14 protein-coding genes are annotated in these 16,856 nt (G+C 64.8%); 8 read left to right on the top strand and 6 right to left on the bottom strand.

The window, feature by feature from the left end; translation table 11 throughout:
* The first annotated feature begins 3 nt into the window (after positions 1-3).
* The 6 genes from QTI68_RS23890 (at position 4) to QTI68_RS23865 (ending at position 6,959) form a co-directional block, all read left to right on the top strand.
* A complete protein-coding gene (locus QTI68_RS23890) occupies positions 4-1,035 on the top strand; it encodes a TRAP transporter substrate-binding protein (protein WP_286525099.1) in 1,032 nt (343 codons plus the stop codon).
* Between the two features lie 121 nt (positions 1,036-1,156).
* The gene (locus tag QTI68_RS23885) at positions 1,157-3,037 is read left to right on the top strand and encodes a TRAP transporter large permease (RefSeq protein WP_286525096.1); all 1,881 of its coding nucleotides are present in this window, start codon (positions 1,157-1,159) and stop codon (positions 3,035-3,037) included.
* Between the two features lie 53 nt (positions 3,038-3,090).
* Complete coding sequence (locus QTI68_RS23880) at positions 3,091-3,933, top strand: transketolase (protein ID WP_286525569.1); 843 nt, start codon at positions 3,091-3,093, stop codon at positions 3,931-3,933.
* The gene (locus QTI68_RS23875; RefSeq protein ID WP_286525094.1) at positions 3,930-4,928 is read left to right on the top strand and encodes a transketolase family protein; all 999 of its coding nucleotides are present in this window, start codon (positions 3,930-3,932) and stop codon (positions 4,926-4,928) included. Before QTI68_RS23880 ends, QTI68_RS23875 begins: the two co-directional genes overlap by 4 nt.
* Before the next feature lie 51 nt (positions 4,929-4,979).
* Positions 4,980-5,870, top strand: coding sequence for an NAD(P)-dependent oxidoreductase (locus QTI68_RS23870; protein ID WP_286525093.1), 891 nt, complete (start codon positions 4,980-4,982; stop codon positions 5,868-5,870).
* A gap of 135 nt (positions 5,871-6,005) precedes the next feature.
* Complete coding sequence (locus tag QTI68_RS23865) at positions 6,006-6,959, top strand: AEC family transporter (protein ID WP_286525091.1); 954 nt, start codon at positions 6,006-6,008, stop codon at positions 6,957-6,959.
* 339 nt (positions 6,960-7,298) lie between these two features.
* Here the strand turns inward: QTI68_RS23865 and QTI68_RS23860 are convergent, their stop codons facing one another.
* The 6 genes from QTI68_RS23860 to QTI68_RS23835 form a co-directional block, all read right to left on the bottom strand.
* On the bottom strand, positions 7,299-8,294 hold the full coding sequence (locus tag QTI68_RS23860) for an ABC transporter substrate-binding protein (RefSeq protein ID WP_286525089.1): 996 nt from the start codon (positions 8,292-8,294) through the stop codon (positions 7,299-7,301).
* 617 nt (positions 8,295-8,911) lie between these two features.
* A complete protein-coding gene (locus QTI68_RS23855) occupies positions 8,912-9,871 on the bottom strand; it encodes an alpha/beta fold hydrolase (RefSeq protein WP_286525087.1) in 960 nt (319 codons plus the stop codon).
* A gap of 23 nt (positions 9,872-9,894) precedes the next feature.
* On the bottom strand, positions 9,895-10,716 hold the full coding sequence (locus QTI68_RS23850; RefSeq protein ID WP_286525086.1) for an alpha/beta fold hydrolase: 822 nt from the start codon (positions 10,714-10,716) through the stop codon (positions 9,895-9,897).
* An 88-nt stretch (positions 10,717-10,804) separates the two neighbouring features.
* Complete coding sequence (locus QTI68_RS23845; protein WP_286525084.1) at positions 10,805-11,872, bottom strand: NHL repeat-containing protein; 1,068 nt, start codon at positions 11,870-11,872, stop codon at positions 10,805-10,807.
* A 14-nt stretch (positions 11,873-11,886) separates the two neighbouring features.
* On the bottom strand, positions 11,887-12,408 hold the full coding sequence (locus tag QTI68_RS23840) for a DUF2306 domain-containing protein (RefSeq protein ID WP_286525082.1): 522 nt from the start codon (positions 12,406-12,408) through the stop codon (positions 11,887-11,889).
* 17 nt (positions 12,409-12,425) lie between these two features.
* Positions 12,426-13,247 carry an alpha/beta fold hydrolase gene (locus QTI68_RS23835; protein ID WP_286525081.1) on the bottom strand — a complete coding sequence of 274 codons (822 nt, stop codon included), beginning with the start codon at positions 13,245-13,247 and terminating at the stop codon, positions 12,426-12,428.
* Positions 13,248-13,410: 163 nt separating this feature from the next.
* Between QTI68_RS23835 and QTI68_RS23830 the strand changes: the two genes are divergently transcribed.
* On the top strand, positions 13,411-16,269 hold the full coding sequence (locus tag QTI68_RS23830; protein WP_286525079.1) for an ATP-binding protein: 2,859 nt from the start codon (positions 13,411-13,413) through the stop codon (positions 16,267-16,269).
* Positions 16,270-16,331: 62 nt separating this feature from the next.
* Complete coding sequence (locus tag QTI68_RS23825) at positions 16,332-16,607, top strand: hypothetical protein (protein WP_286525078.1); 276 nt, start codon at positions 16,332-16,334, stop codon at positions 16,605-16,607.
* The last annotated feature ends 249 nt before the right edge of the window (positions 16,608-16,856 follow it).

Here is a 16,856-nt window from a genome sequence, read left to right as displayed (position 1 = left end):
GACATGACCGATCCCAAGCTCGCCCCTACCAAGTTCAACCGTCGGCAACTGCTGGCCGCAGGTGCAGCACTGCCCCTGTTCTCGATCCTCACGCGCCGTGCGGACGCGGCCGAGTTCGAACTCAAGTACGCCACCGGGCAAGACCCGACGCACCCCGTCAACGTGCGTGCCAAGGAAGCGCTCGACCGCATCCGCGAAGCCACCTCGGGTCGGGTCAACATCAAGCTGTTTCCGGCCAATCAGTTGGGCAGCGATACCGACCTGCTGACACAGGTGCGCAATGGTTCGGTCGAGTTCTTCAACCTCTCGTCGTTGATTCTGTCGACCTTCGTGCCAGTGTCGGGCATGACCAGCGTCGGCTTTGCCTTCAAGAACTATGACGACGTGTGGAAGGCGATGGATGGCGATCTGGGCAACCATATTCGGGCCGAGATCGCGAAGACGCCCATCTTCACCGTGTCGAAGATCTGGGACAACGGCTTCCGTCAAATCACCTCTTCCGGAAAAGAGATCAAGACCGCAGCCGACCTGAAGGGCTTCAAGGTGCGCGTGCCTGCTGCGCCGCCGCTGACCTCCCTCTTCAAGGCGCTGGAGGCCGCCCCGTCGCCCATCAACTTCAACGAGGTCTACACCGCATTGCAGACGAAGGTGGTGGAAGGCCAGGAGAACCCGCTCGCCATCATCGCAACGGCGCGGCTCTATGAGGTTCAAAAGAGTTGCAGCCTGACCGGCCACGTCTGGGACGGCTACTGGGTGCTGGGCAACAAGCGAGCATTCGACAAGCTGCCGGTGGACGTGCAACAGGTCATCAAGCGGGAGCTCGACAAGTCCGCGACCGATCAACGGGTCGACGTTGCCAAGCTCAACACCAGCCTGATGACCGACCTCAAGGCCAAGGGCATCACCTTCCTCGACGTGCAGCAGGAAGACTTCCGCAAGAAGCTGGCGAGCACGGGCTTCTACGGCGAGTGGAAGTCAAAGTACGGCGCGGCGCCGTGGGAACTCCTCGAAAAGGTCTCCGGCAAGCTCGGTTGACAGGTCGCTGCCTCGCTCCGGATGTCTCCGGGGCCCGGTGGATCATTCATTCATTCATTTTGATCGGTGAGCCGCGCCTTGCTGCGCAGGCCCTCGGCCACCGTTCGCCCGAAAGAAAGCCATGAACATTAGTAGTGATGAGCTTGAAGCGGCGAGCGCCGTGGCCAGGCGCGAGCCGATTGCCTGGCTGGAGACGCTGAACAAGGTGCTTGGCACGCTGATCGAAATTCCGGCCGCACTGTTGGTGCTGGCCGAGGTCGTCGTGCTGCTGGCAGGGGTGACGAGCCGCTACGTCTTTCACGAGCCGCTCGTGTGGTCTGACGAACTGGCATCGATCCTGTTCCTGTGGCTGGCGATGCTGGGGTCGATCGTTGCCTTCCAACGCGGCGAACACATGCGCATGACGGCGATCGTCGGCAAGCTCGAACCCCGAAAACGAGCCTTCCTGGATCTGGTCGCCATCGCTGCGGCTATTGCGTTCCTCGCATTCGTGGTTCATCCTGCCTACGAGTTCGCGCAAGACGAGGTCTTTGTCACGACGCCGGCGATGGGCATCGTGAACTCCTGGCGGGCTTCGGCGTTGCCGATCGGCCTCGGGCTGATGTTGCTGGTCGGCGTCATCCAGATGTTCCGAATCGCCCGACTGAAGGACGCGCTTCTGGCGTTGGGCCTCGTCGCCCTCGTCATTGGGGCGATGGCGCTGGTAGGCCCGCTGTTCGCGAAGCTCGGCAACTGGAACCTGTTGCTCTTTTTCGTGGTTGGCGTTGGTGCACTGGTGCTGCTTGGGGTGCCGATCGCGTTCTCGTTCGGGCTGGCGACCTTCGGCTACATCGCGCTGACCACCACGACGCCGACTGTCGTTGTCGTCGGCCGCATGGACGAGGGCATGAGCCACCTGATCCTGCTTGCCGTTCCGCTGTTCGTGCTGCTGGGCCTGCTCATCGAAATGACGGGCATTGCCCGCGCCATGGTCAACTTCCTGGCCAACCTGCTGGGGCATGTGCGCGGTGGGCTGTCCTATGTGCTGATCGGCGCGATGTACCTGGTCTCGGGCATCTCGGGCTCCAAGGCGGCCGACATGGCAGCCGTGGCACCAGCTTTGTTCCCGGAGATGCGCAAGCGGGGCGCGAAGCCTGGAGACCTGGTGGCCCTGCTTTCGGCAACGGGCGCGCAGACTGAGACGATCCCGCCGTCGCTGGTGTTGATCACGATCGGCTCCGCGACGGGCGTCTCGATTGCAGCCCTGTTCACTGGGGGCCTGCTGCCGGGTGTCGTGGTGGGGGCGACGTTGGCCGCACTCGTGTGGTGGCGCTATCGGGGCGAGAACCTCAAGGGCGTGCGCAAGGCTTCCGGTCGTGAGATCGCCAAATCTTTCATGATTGCGATCCCGGCACTTGCTCTTCCGGTCGTCATCCGCGCAGCGGTGGTCGAGGGCGTCGCCACGGCGACCGAGGTGTCCACAATCGGCATTGTCTACGCGGTGATTGCCGGGCTTCTCGTGTACCGTCAGTTCGACTGGAAGCGGGTCTATCCGATGCTGGTGAGTACAGCGTCGCTCTCCGGCTCGATCTTGTTCATCATCGGTGCCGCCACTGGCATGGCCTGGGCGCTGACGCAATCGGGATTCTCGACCGCTCTCGCCGACGCGATGAAAGCCTTGCCGGGCGGCGGGATCACCTTCATGGCGGTGTCGGTGGTGGCTTTCATCATCCTCGGCTCGGTGCTCGAAGGCATCCCCGCCATCGTGCTGCTTGGACCGCTGCTGTTCCCCATCGCCCGCCAAGTCGGCATCCACGAAGTGCACTACGCGATGGTCGTGACCCTTGCGATGGGCATCGGTCTCTTTGCGCCGCCATTCGGCGTCGGCTACTACGCGGCGTGCGCCATCAGCCGGATTCATCCGAACGAGGGCATGAAGCCTATCGTGGGCTACATGGTCGCCTTGTTCCTCGGAACGGTTCTTGTCGCGGCGATCCCATGGATCTCCATCGGCTTCCTCTGACCCCTTCACCTCCCCGCTCACCCTCCCAACTCACCTCTAGCAAGGAGATTTTCATGTCTGATTTATCGTCGCTTCAACAAAGCGCCTACCGCATTCGCCGATACGCACTGCAGATGGGCGAAGTTCAGGGACAGGGCTACATCGGCCAGGCGCTCGGCTGGGCCGACGTCCTGGCGGTCGCCTACAAGCACGCCATGACCTACAAGCCCGAGGACCCAGAGTGGGAAGGCCGTGACCGCTTCCTGCTCTCGCACGGCCACTACGCGATCGCTGCCTATGCCGCACTCATCGAAGCCGGGATCATCTCCGAAGAGGAACTCGAAACCTACGGCAGCGACGACAGCCGCCTGCCGATGTCGGGGATGGTCACCTATACGCCCGGCATGGAAATGTCCGGCGGTTCGCTCGGCCAGGGTCTTCCAATCGCGGTCGGCATGGCGCTCGGTCTGCGCCTGAAGAACAACCCAGCGTTCGTCTACAACTCGATGTCCGACGGCGAGCTGGACGAAGGCTCGACCTGGGAGGCTGCGATGGGCGCGGCCCACCATCGCCTCACGAACCTGATCTGCCTGATCGACATCAACAACCAGCAGGCCGATGGCCCGTCCGGAAAGATCATGGGCTTCGAGCCGCTCGCCGACAAATGGGCAGCGTTCGGCTGGCACGTGCAGCGCGTCGATGGCAACGACCTGGCCGCCGTCATGGGTGCCTTCGATGCGGCCCGTGCGCTCAAGGATGAAAAGCCACGCGTCATCCTCTTCGATACCTTGATGGGCAAGGGCGTGCCCTTCCTCGAGAGCCGCGACAAGAACCACTTCATCCGCGTAGACCCGCCTGAATGGCAAGAAGCCATCGCCCATACCGACCGCACACAAACCGAAGGAGCCGCATCATGAATGCCACCATTGAAAAGAAGCCGCGTCTGAAGACCTCGGCGATGATTGCTTCCATCGCCGGCGAGGGCCAGCGTGTCAAGGCGGCGCCCTTCGGCAAAGCCATGATCGAGCTGGGCCGCAATCGCCCGGAGGTCGTCGGCATGACGGCCGACCTCGCCAAATACACCGACCTGCACCTGTTCGCGAACGAGTATCCCGAACGCTTCTTCCAGATGGGCATGGCCGAGCAGTTGCTGATGGCGGCCGCCGGCGGCATGGCCAAGGAGGGGTTCATTCCCTTCGCGACGACCTATGCCGTCTTCGGAACGCGTCGGGCCTTCGACTTCGTGCACCAGGTGATTGCCGAGGAAAACCTCAACGTCAAGATGTGCTGCGCGCTGCCGGGCCTGACCACCGGCTACGGACCGAGCCACCAGGCGACCGAGGACCTGGCGTTGATGCGCGGCATTCCCGGCCTGACGATCATCGATCCGTGCGACGCGCTCGATGTCGAACAGGCCGTGCCCCAGATGGCCAATCACCAGGGCCCCGTCTACATGCGGCTGCCGCGCGGCAACGTGCCGATGGTGCTGGACGAGTACGACTACAAGTTCGAACTCGGCAAGGCCAAGCTGATTCGCGACGGCAAGAGCGTGCTGGTGATCGCCAGCGGTTTCATGACGATGCGCTCGCTGGAGGTCGCACAACAACTGCAGGCCGACGGCATCGATGTCGCGGTCCTGCACGTTCCGACCATCAAGCCGCTCGACGAGGCGACGATCCTGGCCGAGGTCCGGCGGATGGGAAGGCTCGTCGTTGTGGCGGAGAACCACTCGGTGATCGGCGGCCTGGGCGAGGCGGTAGCGACGCTCCTCATGCGCTCGGGCGTCACGACGACGTTCCGCCAGATCGGATTGCCGGATGCGTTCCTGGACGCGGGCGCGCTGCCGACCCTGCACGACCGCTACGGCATCTCCACCCAGATGATGGGCCAGCAGATCAAGCGCTGGGTCTAAGGCCTGAACACGCGCCGCCGCAGCTTCAAGCATCTTCTGGATCCAGACATCATGAGTATCAAGACAAAAGTGGGATTCATCGGTCTCGGCGCCATGGGCCGCGGCGCGGTCAGCAATCTGCTGGCAAAGGGCTTTGACGTGGTGGGCTGCGATGTGCGCTCCGACGCGCTCGACTGGCTGCGAGCGCAAGGGGGAACGCCTACATGCTCACTTGCAGAGCTGGCGGCCCAGGTTCAGATCGTCGTGTGCTTCGTCGTCAACTCGCAGCAGACAGAGGCCGTGCTGTTTGGCGACGACGGACTGGTCGGGGAGCTTGCAGCGGGTGCCGTCTTCATCGCTTGCAGCACCATGGATCCGTCCTACGTTCGCGCACTCGAAGGGCGACTGGCGAGTCACGAAATCTCGCTGATCGATGCGCCTGTCACGGGTGGCGCGGTCGGTGCCGAGCGCGGGACGTTGACCATCATGGGTTCGGGGACGCGTGAGGCCTTCGATCTGGCGCTTCCGGTGCTCCGGACTTTTGGCTCACGCGTGCACTACCTTGGCCCGGCGGGCTCCGGTGCGCAGATGAAGGTTCTCAACCAACTGCTGTGTGGCGTGCATCTGGCTGCTGCGGGCGAAGCGCTGGCGCTTGCGAAGCACCAGGGTCTGCCGCTCGATCTGACGCTGGAGATCCTCAGCAGCGGGGCGGCCAGCTCCTGGATGCTCGCCGACCGAGGGCCGCGGATGGTCGCTGGCCAGTTCGACGACATCTCCTCGGCGGTCGACATCTTTGTGAAAGACATGTCGTTGGTGCTGGACGCGACACGCGAGTCGCGTTTTCCCGCGGCACTCGCGCACGCAGCCTACCTCGCTTTCCTTGGTACCACGGCACGAGGACTGGGTGCAAAGGACGACTCAGCCGTCACGACACACTACGAGCTAGCCGCGGGGATGCCATAGAAAACGTTGCGCACGAGCTTGCGGATTCGGATACCGTCGGTCCGTCAAGGATCTGCCGGCCACTTGGCACGCTCAGTGCTTTGAAGAACCTTTGCGCGTCGAAATCCGTCACGACGGACAGGCGACGCTGATTCCATGTTGCAAACACTGGCCATCACGGGCCCCATCTACCTCGTCATTGCGCTCGGCTTTCTGGCCGGGCGCGCCGGCACCTTCAGCAAGCTAGACATGCGCGTGCTCGGCACTTACGTTGTCAAGTTTGCACTCCCCGCGCTGGTGTTCACGGCGCTGTCCCAGCGCCGGGTCGACGAGGTCATGAATGGCCGCTACGTGCTCGGCTATGCCGTCGGGTCGCTCGTCGTGATGATGGCCGCCTTTGGCTGGGCCTGGCGCTGGCAGGGCAAGAGCTTTACGCTGAGTGCGCTGTGCGGGCTCGGCTGCTCAAGTTCGAACAGCGGCTTCATCGGCTACCCTATCGCCATACTGGCGGCCGGGCCGTCGTCGGCTGCGGTCGGCCTCGCGATGTGCATGCTGGTCGAGAACTTGCTGATGATTCCGCTCACACTGGTGATGGCGGACAGCGGCCATGCGGGCGCGGGCAAGTGGTATCGCATCCTCATGCAGTCGCTCACCCAGCTGTCGCGAAATCCGGTCATCCTGGCGATCGTGGGCGGCCTTGCCGTCTCATTGATCGGAATTCCGATCACCGGCGTGCTGGCGCGCACCATCAACATGCTGGCGATGTCCTCGGCAGCAGTGTCCCTTTTCGTCATCGGGGGCACATTGACCGGATTGAAAACCAAGGGTATGCGGCGGGACGTGACCACCATCGCCCTGGGCAAGCTCTTGTTGCATCCCCTGGCGGTGGGACTGATGATGTGGCTGGTGCCGCCGAACGACCCGACATTGCGGGCCGCAGCCGTGGTGTTCGCTGCCACGCCGATGCTCAGCATCTATCCCATCCTGGCCCAGAAGTATGGCTTCGAGGAAATGTGTGCGGCAGCGCTGTTGCTGGCAACCGTTTTGTCGTTTTTGACAATCAGCATCGCCTTGTGGGTGCTGGGTCCGGTTCTTGGATGGGCAGCGTAGTACAACGGAATTTCGAGGCCTCAGATCTATCGCATGGAGTCTGCGCGGCAGATGGACTCGGCACTGCGCATGAAGAGCACGGCCAGATCGTCAGCGAGCGCAAGTCTATGTCGGCTTGCAGGGCTTGACTTGCCCTTCGCTTCGCGCAGCCCAAGGACCGGTCATGGCCGCGAGCACCAATTCGCGGCCGTGCCCGACAGCTGACCTTCGGCGTGACGCCCGATTGGCCAAGGACTGTTATCGGCGAGTTTGGCGAACAGGCAGTCCCGGCCAGGAGCCGACCTTCGCGACAGTCGGCTGCAGGCGAAGAGGCCGGCGGTCACAGCGCCCCGCAGCCTCTCAACGTACGACCTCGTCGGCGCGCAACAAGAGACTTTTGGGCACCGCGACACCGACCGCAAGGGCAGTCTTCAGGTTAATCAGCAGTTCGAACTTTAGCGGCTGCTGGACTGGGAGGTCGGCGGGCTTGGCGCCCTTGAAGATCCGGTCGACGTAGCCGGCGGCGCGGCGCGCCAGCGCGGCGTAGTCCGCCCCGTACGTCAGCACGGCGCCACCGACATGGTGGTAGCGCTCCACGCCGATGGTCGGCAGGCGTGCCTGCGTCGCTGCGGTCACCAGCTCGGCGCTCGAGTAGACATGCCAGGGCGCTGGGAGGATGAACAACGCGTCGGTGCGCGTGCGCCCTAGTGGCGGGATGACAGCCGCGATGTCCTCGACACGGTTCAGCTCGACCCGCCGGATGCGGATGCCGAGCCGAGGCGCCAGCGCCTCGATCTGCGTCAGCTCGTTGCGGTTGGCCACCCAGTCGGGCATCCACAGCACCGCGACCTCGCGGGCCTGCGGCAGCAACTCGCGCAGCAACTCGACCCGCTTGCCGTGCAGCTGGTCGTCGACGGCCGACATGCCGGTGAGGTTGCCCCCGGGGCGCGCCAACGACGGGACCAGGCCGCTCATGACCGGATCGCTCACCCCTGCGAACACGATCGGGATCGCGCTCGTCGCACGCTTCGCGGCCATCGCCGCGCCGGTGGTAAGACAGAAGAAGAGGTCGACGCCGTCCGCCACCAGTGCGGCGGCGTGCGCGTCGAAACCCTCCGGCTTGCCCCCGGTGTCCCGCCAGTCCATCACATAGTCGCGGCCCTCCTCGTAGCCCTGCTCGCGCATGCCGGCGAAAAAGGCATCGAAGACCGGCACGGCGCCGGGGCTTGGCCGCGGAAAAAACGAGATGTAGCCGATGCGCCGCGGGCGGTCGGCTGGCCAGACGCCAAGCGCGATGCCGGCTGCCGCACCGAGGACGATGAGCCGGCGTGCAAAGCCGTCCGGACGCGGATTCATGCGCCGAGATTACCTCCGAACCGCCCTCACCGCAAAGCGGGTGCGGGGCGACGGAGCGCTCAGCTGGTCGGGGTAGTCTTCGCAGATCCAGCCGCGGCCTTAGCACAAGGGGCAGCTCGAACGCTAGGCCGTCGTCTCGGAGATGGGTGCTGGCTATGGTGTCGGCTTGCGGGCTGCCGGCAGTTAGCCCATTCGCCGGGCCCTTCCGGCAGGTTGCGCATCTCAAGCGAGCTGACTGTCAGGCTCCGCGCCAGAGAAGCGCTGCTGCGCCTTGTCGTGTGACAGGCGCGTTATGGAATGGGAGCATAGGGCGCATGAAGGTCAAGGAATGCCCGCTACCTTTTCGACTCCGCAAAGCGGACGCAGGCCAACGTCGCCAATGACGCGGCCCTGAGCTGCTAACTAATGCTTCGCGACGAGATCGAGTTGAACGGCCGCTTCGACATCCAGCGAACTGGCGTTCGGGGCCCAACTCAGTCCTTCAATCCAACGCTCCGGGCGTCTGCACTACTGGCGCGAGCGGTCGCCCAGCGCGGCATGTTCGATCTGACAACGCCCCAGTGTGACCGCGCAATGCGAGGCGGCTTTGCTACCTTTCGGAGGGGCGCGGGTACAACTCAAGGATTCGCGTCGTGACGAAATGATTCACCAGACTCGACGAACCTGAGCACTTCGTCCGCGAACTCCTCCGGGTACTGGAAGAGAAATCCGTGTCCGGAATCCGGATAGACGACCAGTTTCGCGTTCGGCAACTGTTGAGACATGGCATAGGAAGCGTAGGTAGGGACCATGACGTCGTGACGCCCGTTGGCAATCAACACCGGATGCCGTACCTTACTCAACCGAGGAAGTAGCGAGGTGCTCTCAGATCCAACCGCCCTGGCGGCCTTCAGCTGGGCCTGCCAGGCCGCCGGCTCCACGTGCTTCACGAAAGCATCCTTGCGTGCGCTCAGGCGAGACAGATAGGCCTGCCCGGCAGAGCGGCTCGTCGGCGTCGGCTCGAAGAACAAAAACAGGAAGTCCTGGTCGTCGTTCACGGGTTTGGTCGCGATCTGCCATATGGAGGCGTCGGCAGTCTGGCTTGTCGCTGGAGCGTCTGCAACATGGCCCGGCCCCGACCCCGCAATCACCAGGCGGCGCACGAGGCCTGGATGGTCGAGTACCAGCTGCAAGGCCACGGTGCCGCCCATCGAGAACCCGAGCACATCGATCTGCGAATGGTCCAAGGCGGCTGCCACGCGCGCCGCCATGGCGGCGAAATCCTGAAGCGAATCCGCAGGTACGCCGGACGAGCGCCCGAATCCGGGCTGGTCGAACATGATCACCGTTCGTTTCGTCGCGATTCGATCGATCAGCGTCGGGTCCCAGTGGTCCATGGTGCCGCGAAAGCGATTGAGCAGCAGCAGAGGCGCACCAGTTCTGGCCCCAATGACGCGGTACGCAATCTCCTGCCCATCGACATTCATGCGCAGCGTGGGCGCGGTGGTGGTGGGCGAGTTGGGCCCGGCCGCGCAGACAGGCGGCACCATAGGCAAGAGGCCGAGCATTGCGGCCACGGAGAGCTTGGAGGCCTTCATGATTGGTTCCGGACACGCGCAGATCAGCCTTTGATGAATGCGAGCAGGTCGGCGTTGATCACGTCGGCGTGGGTCGCGCACATGCCGTGCGGCAGGCCGGGATAGACCTTGAGCTTGGCGCCTTTCACCAATTCGGCCGACACCAGCCCCGAAGCGCCGATCGGCACGATCTGGTCGTCGTCCCCGTGCATGACGAAGGTTGGCACGTCGACTTTCTTCAGGTCTTCGGTGAAGTCAGTTTCAGAGAATGCCTTGATGCAGTCGTAGTGCGCCTTGATGCCGCCCATCATCCCTTGCAACCACCAATGCTGGCGGATGCCTTCGGAGATCTTCGCGCCCGCGCGGTTGTAGCCGTAGAAGGGCAGCGTGATGTCGCGGTAGAACTCGGCCCGGTTGCCGGCGACACCGGCGCGGATACCGTCGAACACATCGATCGGCAGGCCGCCGGGGTTGGCCGCTGTCTTGAGCATCAGCGGCGGCACCGCACCGATCAGCACGGCCTTGGCGACGCGCTTCGTGCCGTGGCGCCCTAGATAGCGCGCCACTTCGCCGCCGCCCGTGGAGTGCCCGACGTGGATCGCATCCTTCAAATCTAGTGCGGCGGTGAGCGCGGCGAGGTCGTCGGCGTAGGTGTCCATCTCGTTACCGGTCCACGTTTGCGTCGATCGGCCGTGCCCGCGCCGGTCGTGGGCGATCACACGGTATCCCTGCGCCAGGAAGAACAGCATCTGGTTGTCCCAGTCGTCGGCCGACAGCGGCCAGCCGTGGGAGAAGACGATCGGCTGGCCCTTGCCCCAGTCCTTGTAGAAGATCTCTGTGCCGTCCTTGGTCGTGATCGTGCTCATGATGTTCCTTCCAGTGATGTGTCGCCGCGCGAAAGACTCTTGGACGCCGCGCGCGGATTCGGCGGTTTGGCTTTCAAGCCACGCGCGGTCAGCGCATGGCGTCGGGGATCCTGAAGCGGACCAAGTTCCACCGGGTTACCCGCTCTTCCCATTCGTCGCCCTCGGCAGCGGTCAGCGGCAAGGCAAGGTTCGTGACCACCATCCAGTCGCCCTGCACGGCGGTGGTGGCGGGAAACAGCAGGCCTCGCGGCGCACCGTCACTGCCGATGCCTTCGAACTCGCCGGCACGAACGAGCGTCCGGCCTTTTTCATCCAGTCCGAGGACGACGTCGGCCTGGTTGGACGCGATCCACAGAAGTCCCTTATGGAACAGGAGGCCGTCGGCGCCGAACACGCTCTCCGCGACGATCTCGACAGCGCCGGTGGAAGGCTTCATGCGCAGCAGCCGGCCGTCCCCGGCGTTGTTGACGTAGAGAGCGCTCTCATCGGTATTGAAGGCCAGCCCGTTGGCGCCGAAGGGCAAGGCACCAGCAGTGGCCAGCAGCGGGTCTCGCGACAGCACCTGCAGCGCGCACGGTGCGCAACTCGTCGCCCGCTCGATGCGGTAGACCGCACCCTGGAACGAGTCGGAAATGTAGAGGTTGCGCGCCTTGTCGAAGACCATGCCGTTGGGTGCCGCGAAGCCGCTCGACCCGAAGGTGATGACGTCCTTGCTCCCGTCGGGGTTCGAGATCGATCTGGGCGATGGCGCAGACGGCGTCAGTGCCTTGAACTCGACCAGGTCCTCGACCGGAGTCGAGGCGGTGAACCCGGCGTCGATACGCTGCAGCTTCGACGCACCGAAGTTCAGGATGTAGAGCTTGCCGTCGGCAAACTCGATGCCGGTCAGGGGGGTGGCTCCGAAGCTCTTTTGTGCCAGCAGTCGACCCTCCTGCGAGTAGCGAAGAAGTTGGTTGTTGCGCGCCGCCTCGGGCATGCGCGCATCGAAGGTCGCGACGTAGATCTCGCGGTTCGTCGGGTTGGAGGTCAGGCCTTCCGGATGGCGGACGTTGTCGGGAAGGCTGATGAAGGGCTCCACACGAACGCGGATCGGACCTTGGTCAGCCGCCTGCGCTACGGCGGCCAAGCCGAGCAGCACGCACGCAGACGCAAGCATGCACCTGAACGCGATCATGGCCGTGCACCTTGGCCCGCCGGCATTGAGGCTTGCGAACGCAGCCCGATGAGGCGGCGAACCTGCAGGATGGCCCCGGCGACAAAAAGGACGAAGCAGATCCCGACGGTCTTCTGCAGGGCCGGATCCTCGGGGCCCGAGAACAGGGGGGCCCCGAGCGGCAGGCGGGTGAAGGTCTCGGTCAGTCCCGGAATCATGTGGAAGAACAAGGTCGCGCTATAGCCGATGGTCGCCACGTAGGGCGAGGCGTCGCCGAAGACGCGCCGCCTTGTCGCCAGCCCGGCCAGCCCCAGCACAAAGAGCGTGACCACGCCCAGCGCATGCGGCTGGCCGAAACCGCCGTGCTGGAAGATGCCGAAGCCCGTGAGGCAGGTCAGCACCGTGGACCAGACGTAGACGCGCCCGAGCCCAGTGGCGGGCGAAATCTCCAAATGGCGTACCAGCGCGAGTACGCCCGACGCCAGCGCCATAAGGCTGATGGCCGTGTGGATCGTGCCCAGGGGTGTCAGTCCAAGCATGGTGTTCTCCTTTGAGTTCAGTCTTCCAAAAAAGCTAGCAGGTCGGCATTGACCCGGTCTGCCTGCGTCGAGCAAATGCCGTGCGAGCCGCCCGCGTACACCTTGAGCGTCGAGTTCCGCACACGCTTCGATGCTGCCGAGGCGGAGGCAACGAAGGGCACGATCTGATCGTCGTCGCCGTGGATGAACAGCGTCGGCACGTTGAACTTCCTGAGGTCCTCGTTGAAGTCTGTCTCTGAGAAGGCCTCGATGCAGTCGTATTCGGGCCGGATGCCGCCCCGCATACCGAGGAGGCAAAACGAATCGATCACTCCTTGCGAGCGCGTCGCGCCGGGCCGGTTGTAGCCATGGAACACCATGGCGAGATCCAAGAAGAATTGCGGTCGGTCGGTCGCGATGCCGGCCCGGATGCCGTCGAACACGTCGATCGGCAGCCCTTCCGGATTCGCGGCCATCCTCAGCATGAGCGGAGGCACTGCACCAATGAGCACGATCCGCCCGATCCGCCGGGTGCCGTGACGGCCGACGTAGCGGGCCACTTCGCCTCCTCCGGTCGAGTGACCCACCAGGGATGCGGACTTCAGGTCCAGTGCCTCGATCAGGGTCGCGAGGTCGTCCGCAAAGGTGTCCATGTCGTTGCCGGCCGCCGGTTGATCCGAGCGCCCGTGCCCGCGGCGGTCGTGCGCGATCACGCGGTAGCCGTTGTGCAGCAGAAACAGCATCTGCGCGTCCCAGGCATCCGCGTCGAGCGGCCAGCCGTGGGAGAAAACGACGGGCCGACCCGTGCCCCAGTCCTTGTAGAAGATCCTCGTTCCGTCCCGGGAAGTGACGTAGCTCATGGTGTGCTCCTGATCCAACGGGCGATGGCGCAAAGGTACCGGAGCACCTTCTGGGTGTCCCGGATGCGCGCTGGCGAAACCTGAAAACACCTGAAACCTTGGCATGCACCCCGGGCACCCGCGCCCTTAAACTGCGCCCACCCGGCTAAGCCCTCTACCCAGGATGAAACTCGCCGCTCTCCCGAGCCCCTCGTTCGTATTCGGCCGCTGCCAGGTGTCTGTCCAGCGGCGCGAGCTGCTGCGCGAAGGCCGCCCCGTCAGCCTGGGCGGCCGGGCTTTCGACATCCTGGTCGCCCTTGTCGAGGGACGAGGCGGCGTGGTCACCAAGGACGACCTCATCCTGCGGGCCTGGCCCGGCCGAATCGTCGAGGAGAACACGCTCGAGGCGCAGATCTCGGCGCTGCGCCGCGCGCTGGGTGAGGACCGGACGGTGATCCGAACCGTCGCCGGCCGCGGCTACCAGTTCGTCGCCGAGATCGCGGACGGGCTCGGCGCGCCGGAGGCCGAGCGCGTGCAGGCCGCGTCGCCCGTCGCCTCGGCGGTGCGTGCGCTACCGATGAGCGTGACGCCTCTGATCGGGCGCGAGGCCGCGCTGCGGGAGATCGTCGACCTGGCCGCGAGCAGCCGGCTGATCACCCTTGTGGGAGCCGGCGGGGTCGGCAAGACGCGGCTGGCCATTGAGGCCGCCCGCAGCCTGGCAGCCGGCTTTCCCGATGGCGTGTCGATCGCCGAGTTGGGGCCCGTGGGGGCTGCTGAGTTTCTACCCGCCACGGTGGCCGAGGCCCTCGGCTTTCCGCAGGGCGCAGGCACTCCGTCGCTGGATCGCATCGCCTCGGCGATCAACCATCGACGCATGCTGCTCGTGCTTGACAACTGCGAGCATCTGGTTGACGCCGCGGCGCAGATCACCGAGAAGCTGTTGCGCGCCGGACCGTTCGTCAGCGTCATCGCCACGAGCCGCGAGGCGCTCAAAGTCGACGGCGAGTACGTCTACCGAGTCGCGTCGCTCGATGTACCCGGCGAGGAGGTCCGGGACGTCGACCAACTGCTGGCCTTCGGCGCCCTGCAGCTTTTCGATGCCCGCGCCGCTTCCGCCGGTGGCGAAGAGTATGCCGGCAGGGCGCCGGCAGCCGAGCTCAAGGCGCGCATCTGCCGGCATCTCGACGGCATTCCGCTCGCCATCGAACTGGCCGCGGCACGCGTGCGGGTCTTTGGACTGGAGGGCGTTGCAGACCGCATCGACGACCGGTTCAATTTGCTCACCGGTGGCGCCCGGACGGCCCTGCCGCGGCAGAAGACGCTTCGCGCCACCTTGGACTGGAGCTATGAACTCCTGTCGGAGCAGGAGCGCCAGGTGCTCGGCAGGCTGGGCGTCTTTTCCGGTTCGTTCTCCATCGAGTCGGCCGCGGCCGTTGCTTCTTCCGCGAGCATTCCGCCAGTCACAGTGGTGGAGTGCCTCTCGCAGCTGGTGGAGAAGTCTCTCATCGCGGCGGATGGTGCGACTCGCGCAAAGTACCGCCTGCTGGAGACCACCCAGGTGTATGCGCGCGAAAAGATGCAGTCTCGGGGTGTCCTGGGGGAGTATTCGCTGCGCCACGCGCAACACCACCGCGACCTCTTCGTGCGCGCCGAAATCGAGTGGGAGACTCTGCCCACGGCCGAATGGGTCGCCCGATACGCCGGCCATCTCGAGGGTCTGCGGGCGGCGGTCAACTGGAGCTTTTCGCCGGAAGGCGACGCATCACTCGGCGTCTCGCTGACCACGAGCGCGGTGTCGCTCTGGATCCAGTTCGGGCTGCTGGAGGAATGCCTGGCGCGCGTGAACCAGGCTCTGGCCCACCTCGACGACGAGGAGGTGGTGGACAGCCGTTCACGGATGAAGCTGTACGCCGCGAAGGGCGCCTCCCTGCTCTACCAGGGCGTCGGATCGGAGACCGGCGCCGCCTTCAGGCGCGCACTCGACTACGCGGAGAGGCTGGGCGACGATGAGTACCGGCTGCGCGCGATCTGGGGGACGTGGAGCGTCACATACCTCAACGGCAGCTACGAGGCCTCCCTGGCGCTGGCCCGACGCTTCTCGGCACTGGCCGACGCGCGGCCCCACAAGGCCGACCGTCTCATTGGCAGCCGGATGACAGGCATGTCGCTGCTGTGTCTGGGACGCTTGGGCGAGGCCCGCGACGGGCTGCAACGCGTGACCGAGCGCTACGAGGCGCCGGTTCGCCGCTCACACCAGACCCGCTTCATCTACGAGCAGAAGACGATTGCGCTGAGTTCGCTGGCGCACACCCTGTGGCTGCAGGGCTTTCCGGAACAGGCCATGCGTGCGGCGCAGCAGGCGGTGGAAGGCGCACGCGCACTCGACCACGCGCCCTCGATTTGCTACGCCCTTACGGAAGGGCTGTGCGCGATCACCGTCCTGACCGGCGGCGTGTCTTCGCTAGGGGATCCGGCCGCAGCGGCCGTCGCGGCCACGCGTCGCCACGGCATCTCGACCTGGAAGGCCCGCGGGCGCATGTGGAACGGCCTGCTCGCGCTGGGCACCGGCGACACCCTGGCCTACGAGCGTGACCTGCGTCCAGCCTTCGACGAGATCGGCGAAGCGCTCTACGTACTGCACTACACCGGTTTCGTCTCGGCGGTCTGCGAGGCACTGGGGCAGATCGATCGCGAAGACGAGGGGATCGAACTGGCTACGGCTGGTATCGAGCGCGCGCGGCGTTTCGAGGATCGATGCTCCTTGTCGGAACTGCTGCGCGCGAAAGCGAACCTTATGGGCCGGAGGTCCGAGACAAGCCACTTGGCAGAAGCTCTGCTGGTCGAAGCGGTGGAGACATCCCGGCAGCACGATGCCCGGGGCTGGCGGCTTCGATGTGCAACGAGCCTGGCGGGCCTGTGGATGAAGGAGGGCCGGCTGGAGGATGCGCGCGGCTTGTTGCGGCCGGTGTACGAAGAGTTCTCGGAGGGATTCGACACGCGTGACCTGCGGGCGGCAAGGCGTCTGCTCGAGGCGATGCGCTAGCGGCGAAGTCAACTCAAGTTCCGCCCCATAGCTGGCGGAGGTCGTATTTCCGGGCAAAAGCGGTGCCGACTCCCTTCGCGCGCGGTTCGCAATCAGGCCTGAAGCTGACGGACAGGTTGCTTGAGCGAAGGACCGTTCGTGGCCGGCAGTTCCAGTTCGAGGTCCAAGCTCGAAAGCGTGCTTCAGACTACTGGTTGCAGCCGTTCGCTTTCGAATCGCGGATGTCGCAGATGGGCCCGAAGCCGTCCTTCGACCCCGAGGAAATCGCCGAGCACGACCGCTCGATGAAGATGAGCCCGCTTCCGGCCAGCAGCACGAATAAAGCCTGGGAGCCCTGAAGGCGCGTCTCAAGCGCCACTTGGGGGCATCAGCTGCCAGCGTTTTCCATGCGGTAAACCTGACAGGCGTAGGTCCCAGGGTGGGTCGAACACACGGTGGCTTCCGAAGGGGGCGGCATGCCAGAACAGCCCGCCACAAAGGTGATCAGGGCGCACAGCAGGACAGCGTTCGCGAGCTTTGACATTTCTTCTCCATGGTTCGGGAGGCTCACGCCAATTGGGGAGCACGCATGCATCGCGGGAGTCTAC

This window comes from Variovorax sp. J31P207, assembly GCF_030316965.1.
GTDB classification, from domain to species: domain Bacteria; phylum Pseudomonadota; class Gammaproteobacteria; order Burkholderiales; family Burkholderiaceae_C; genus Variovorax; species Variovorax ginsengisoli_B.
Note: the sequence above shows the minus strand (reverse complement) of the source record. Positions and strands in the feature narration are given on the sequence as shown.

Coding starts and splice junctions, on each gene's coding strand:
- QTI68_RS23870 (WP_286525093.1), top strand. CDS start 4,980: ATGAGTATCAAGACAAAAGTGGGATTCATCGGTCTCGGCGCCATGGGC.
- QTI68_RS23885 (WP_286525096.1), top strand. CDS start 1,157: ATGAACATTAGTAGTGATGAGCTTGAAGCGGCGAGCGCCGTGGCCAGG.
- QTI68_RS23830 (WP_286525079.1), top strand. CDS start 13,411: ATGAAACTCGCCGCTCTCCCGAGCCCCTCGTTCGTATTCGGCCGCTGC.
- QTI68_RS23845 (WP_286525084.1), bottom strand. CDS start 11,872: ATGCTTGCGTCTGCGTGCGTGCTGCTCGGCTTGGCCGCCGTAGCGCAG.
- QTI68_RS23850 (WP_286525086.1), bottom strand. CDS start 10,716: ATGAGCACGATCACGACCAAGGACGGCACAGAGATCTTCTACAAGGAC.
- QTI68_RS23875 (WP_286525094.1), top strand. CDS start 3,930: ATGAATGCCACCATTGAAAAGAAGCCGCGTCTGAAGACCTCGGCGATG.
- QTI68_RS23840 (WP_286525082.1), bottom strand. CDS start 12,408: ATGCTTGGACTGACACCCCTGGGCACGATCCACACGGCCATCAGCCTT.
- QTI68_RS23890 (WP_286525099.1), top strand. CDS start 4: ATGACCGATCCCAAGCTCGCCCCTACCAAGTTCAACCGTCGGCAACTG.
- QTI68_RS23835 (WP_286525081.1), bottom strand. CDS start 13,247: ATGAGCTACGTCACTTCCCGGGACGGAACGAGGATCTTCTACAAGGAC.
- QTI68_RS23860 (WP_286525089.1), bottom strand. CDS start 8,294: ATGAATCCGCGTCCGGACGGCTTTGCACGCCGGCTCATCGTCCTCGGT.
- QTI68_RS23855 (WP_286525087.1), bottom strand. CDS start 9,871: ATGAAGGCCTCCAAGCTCTCCGTGGCCGCAATGCTCGGCCTCTTGCCT.
- QTI68_RS23865 (WP_286525091.1), top strand. CDS start 6,006: ATGTTGCAAACACTGGCCATCACGGGCCCCATCTACCTCGTCATTGCG.
- QTI68_RS23880 (WP_286525569.1), top strand. CDS start 3,091: ATGTCTGATTTATCGTCGCTTCAACAAAGCGCCTACCGCATTCGCCGA.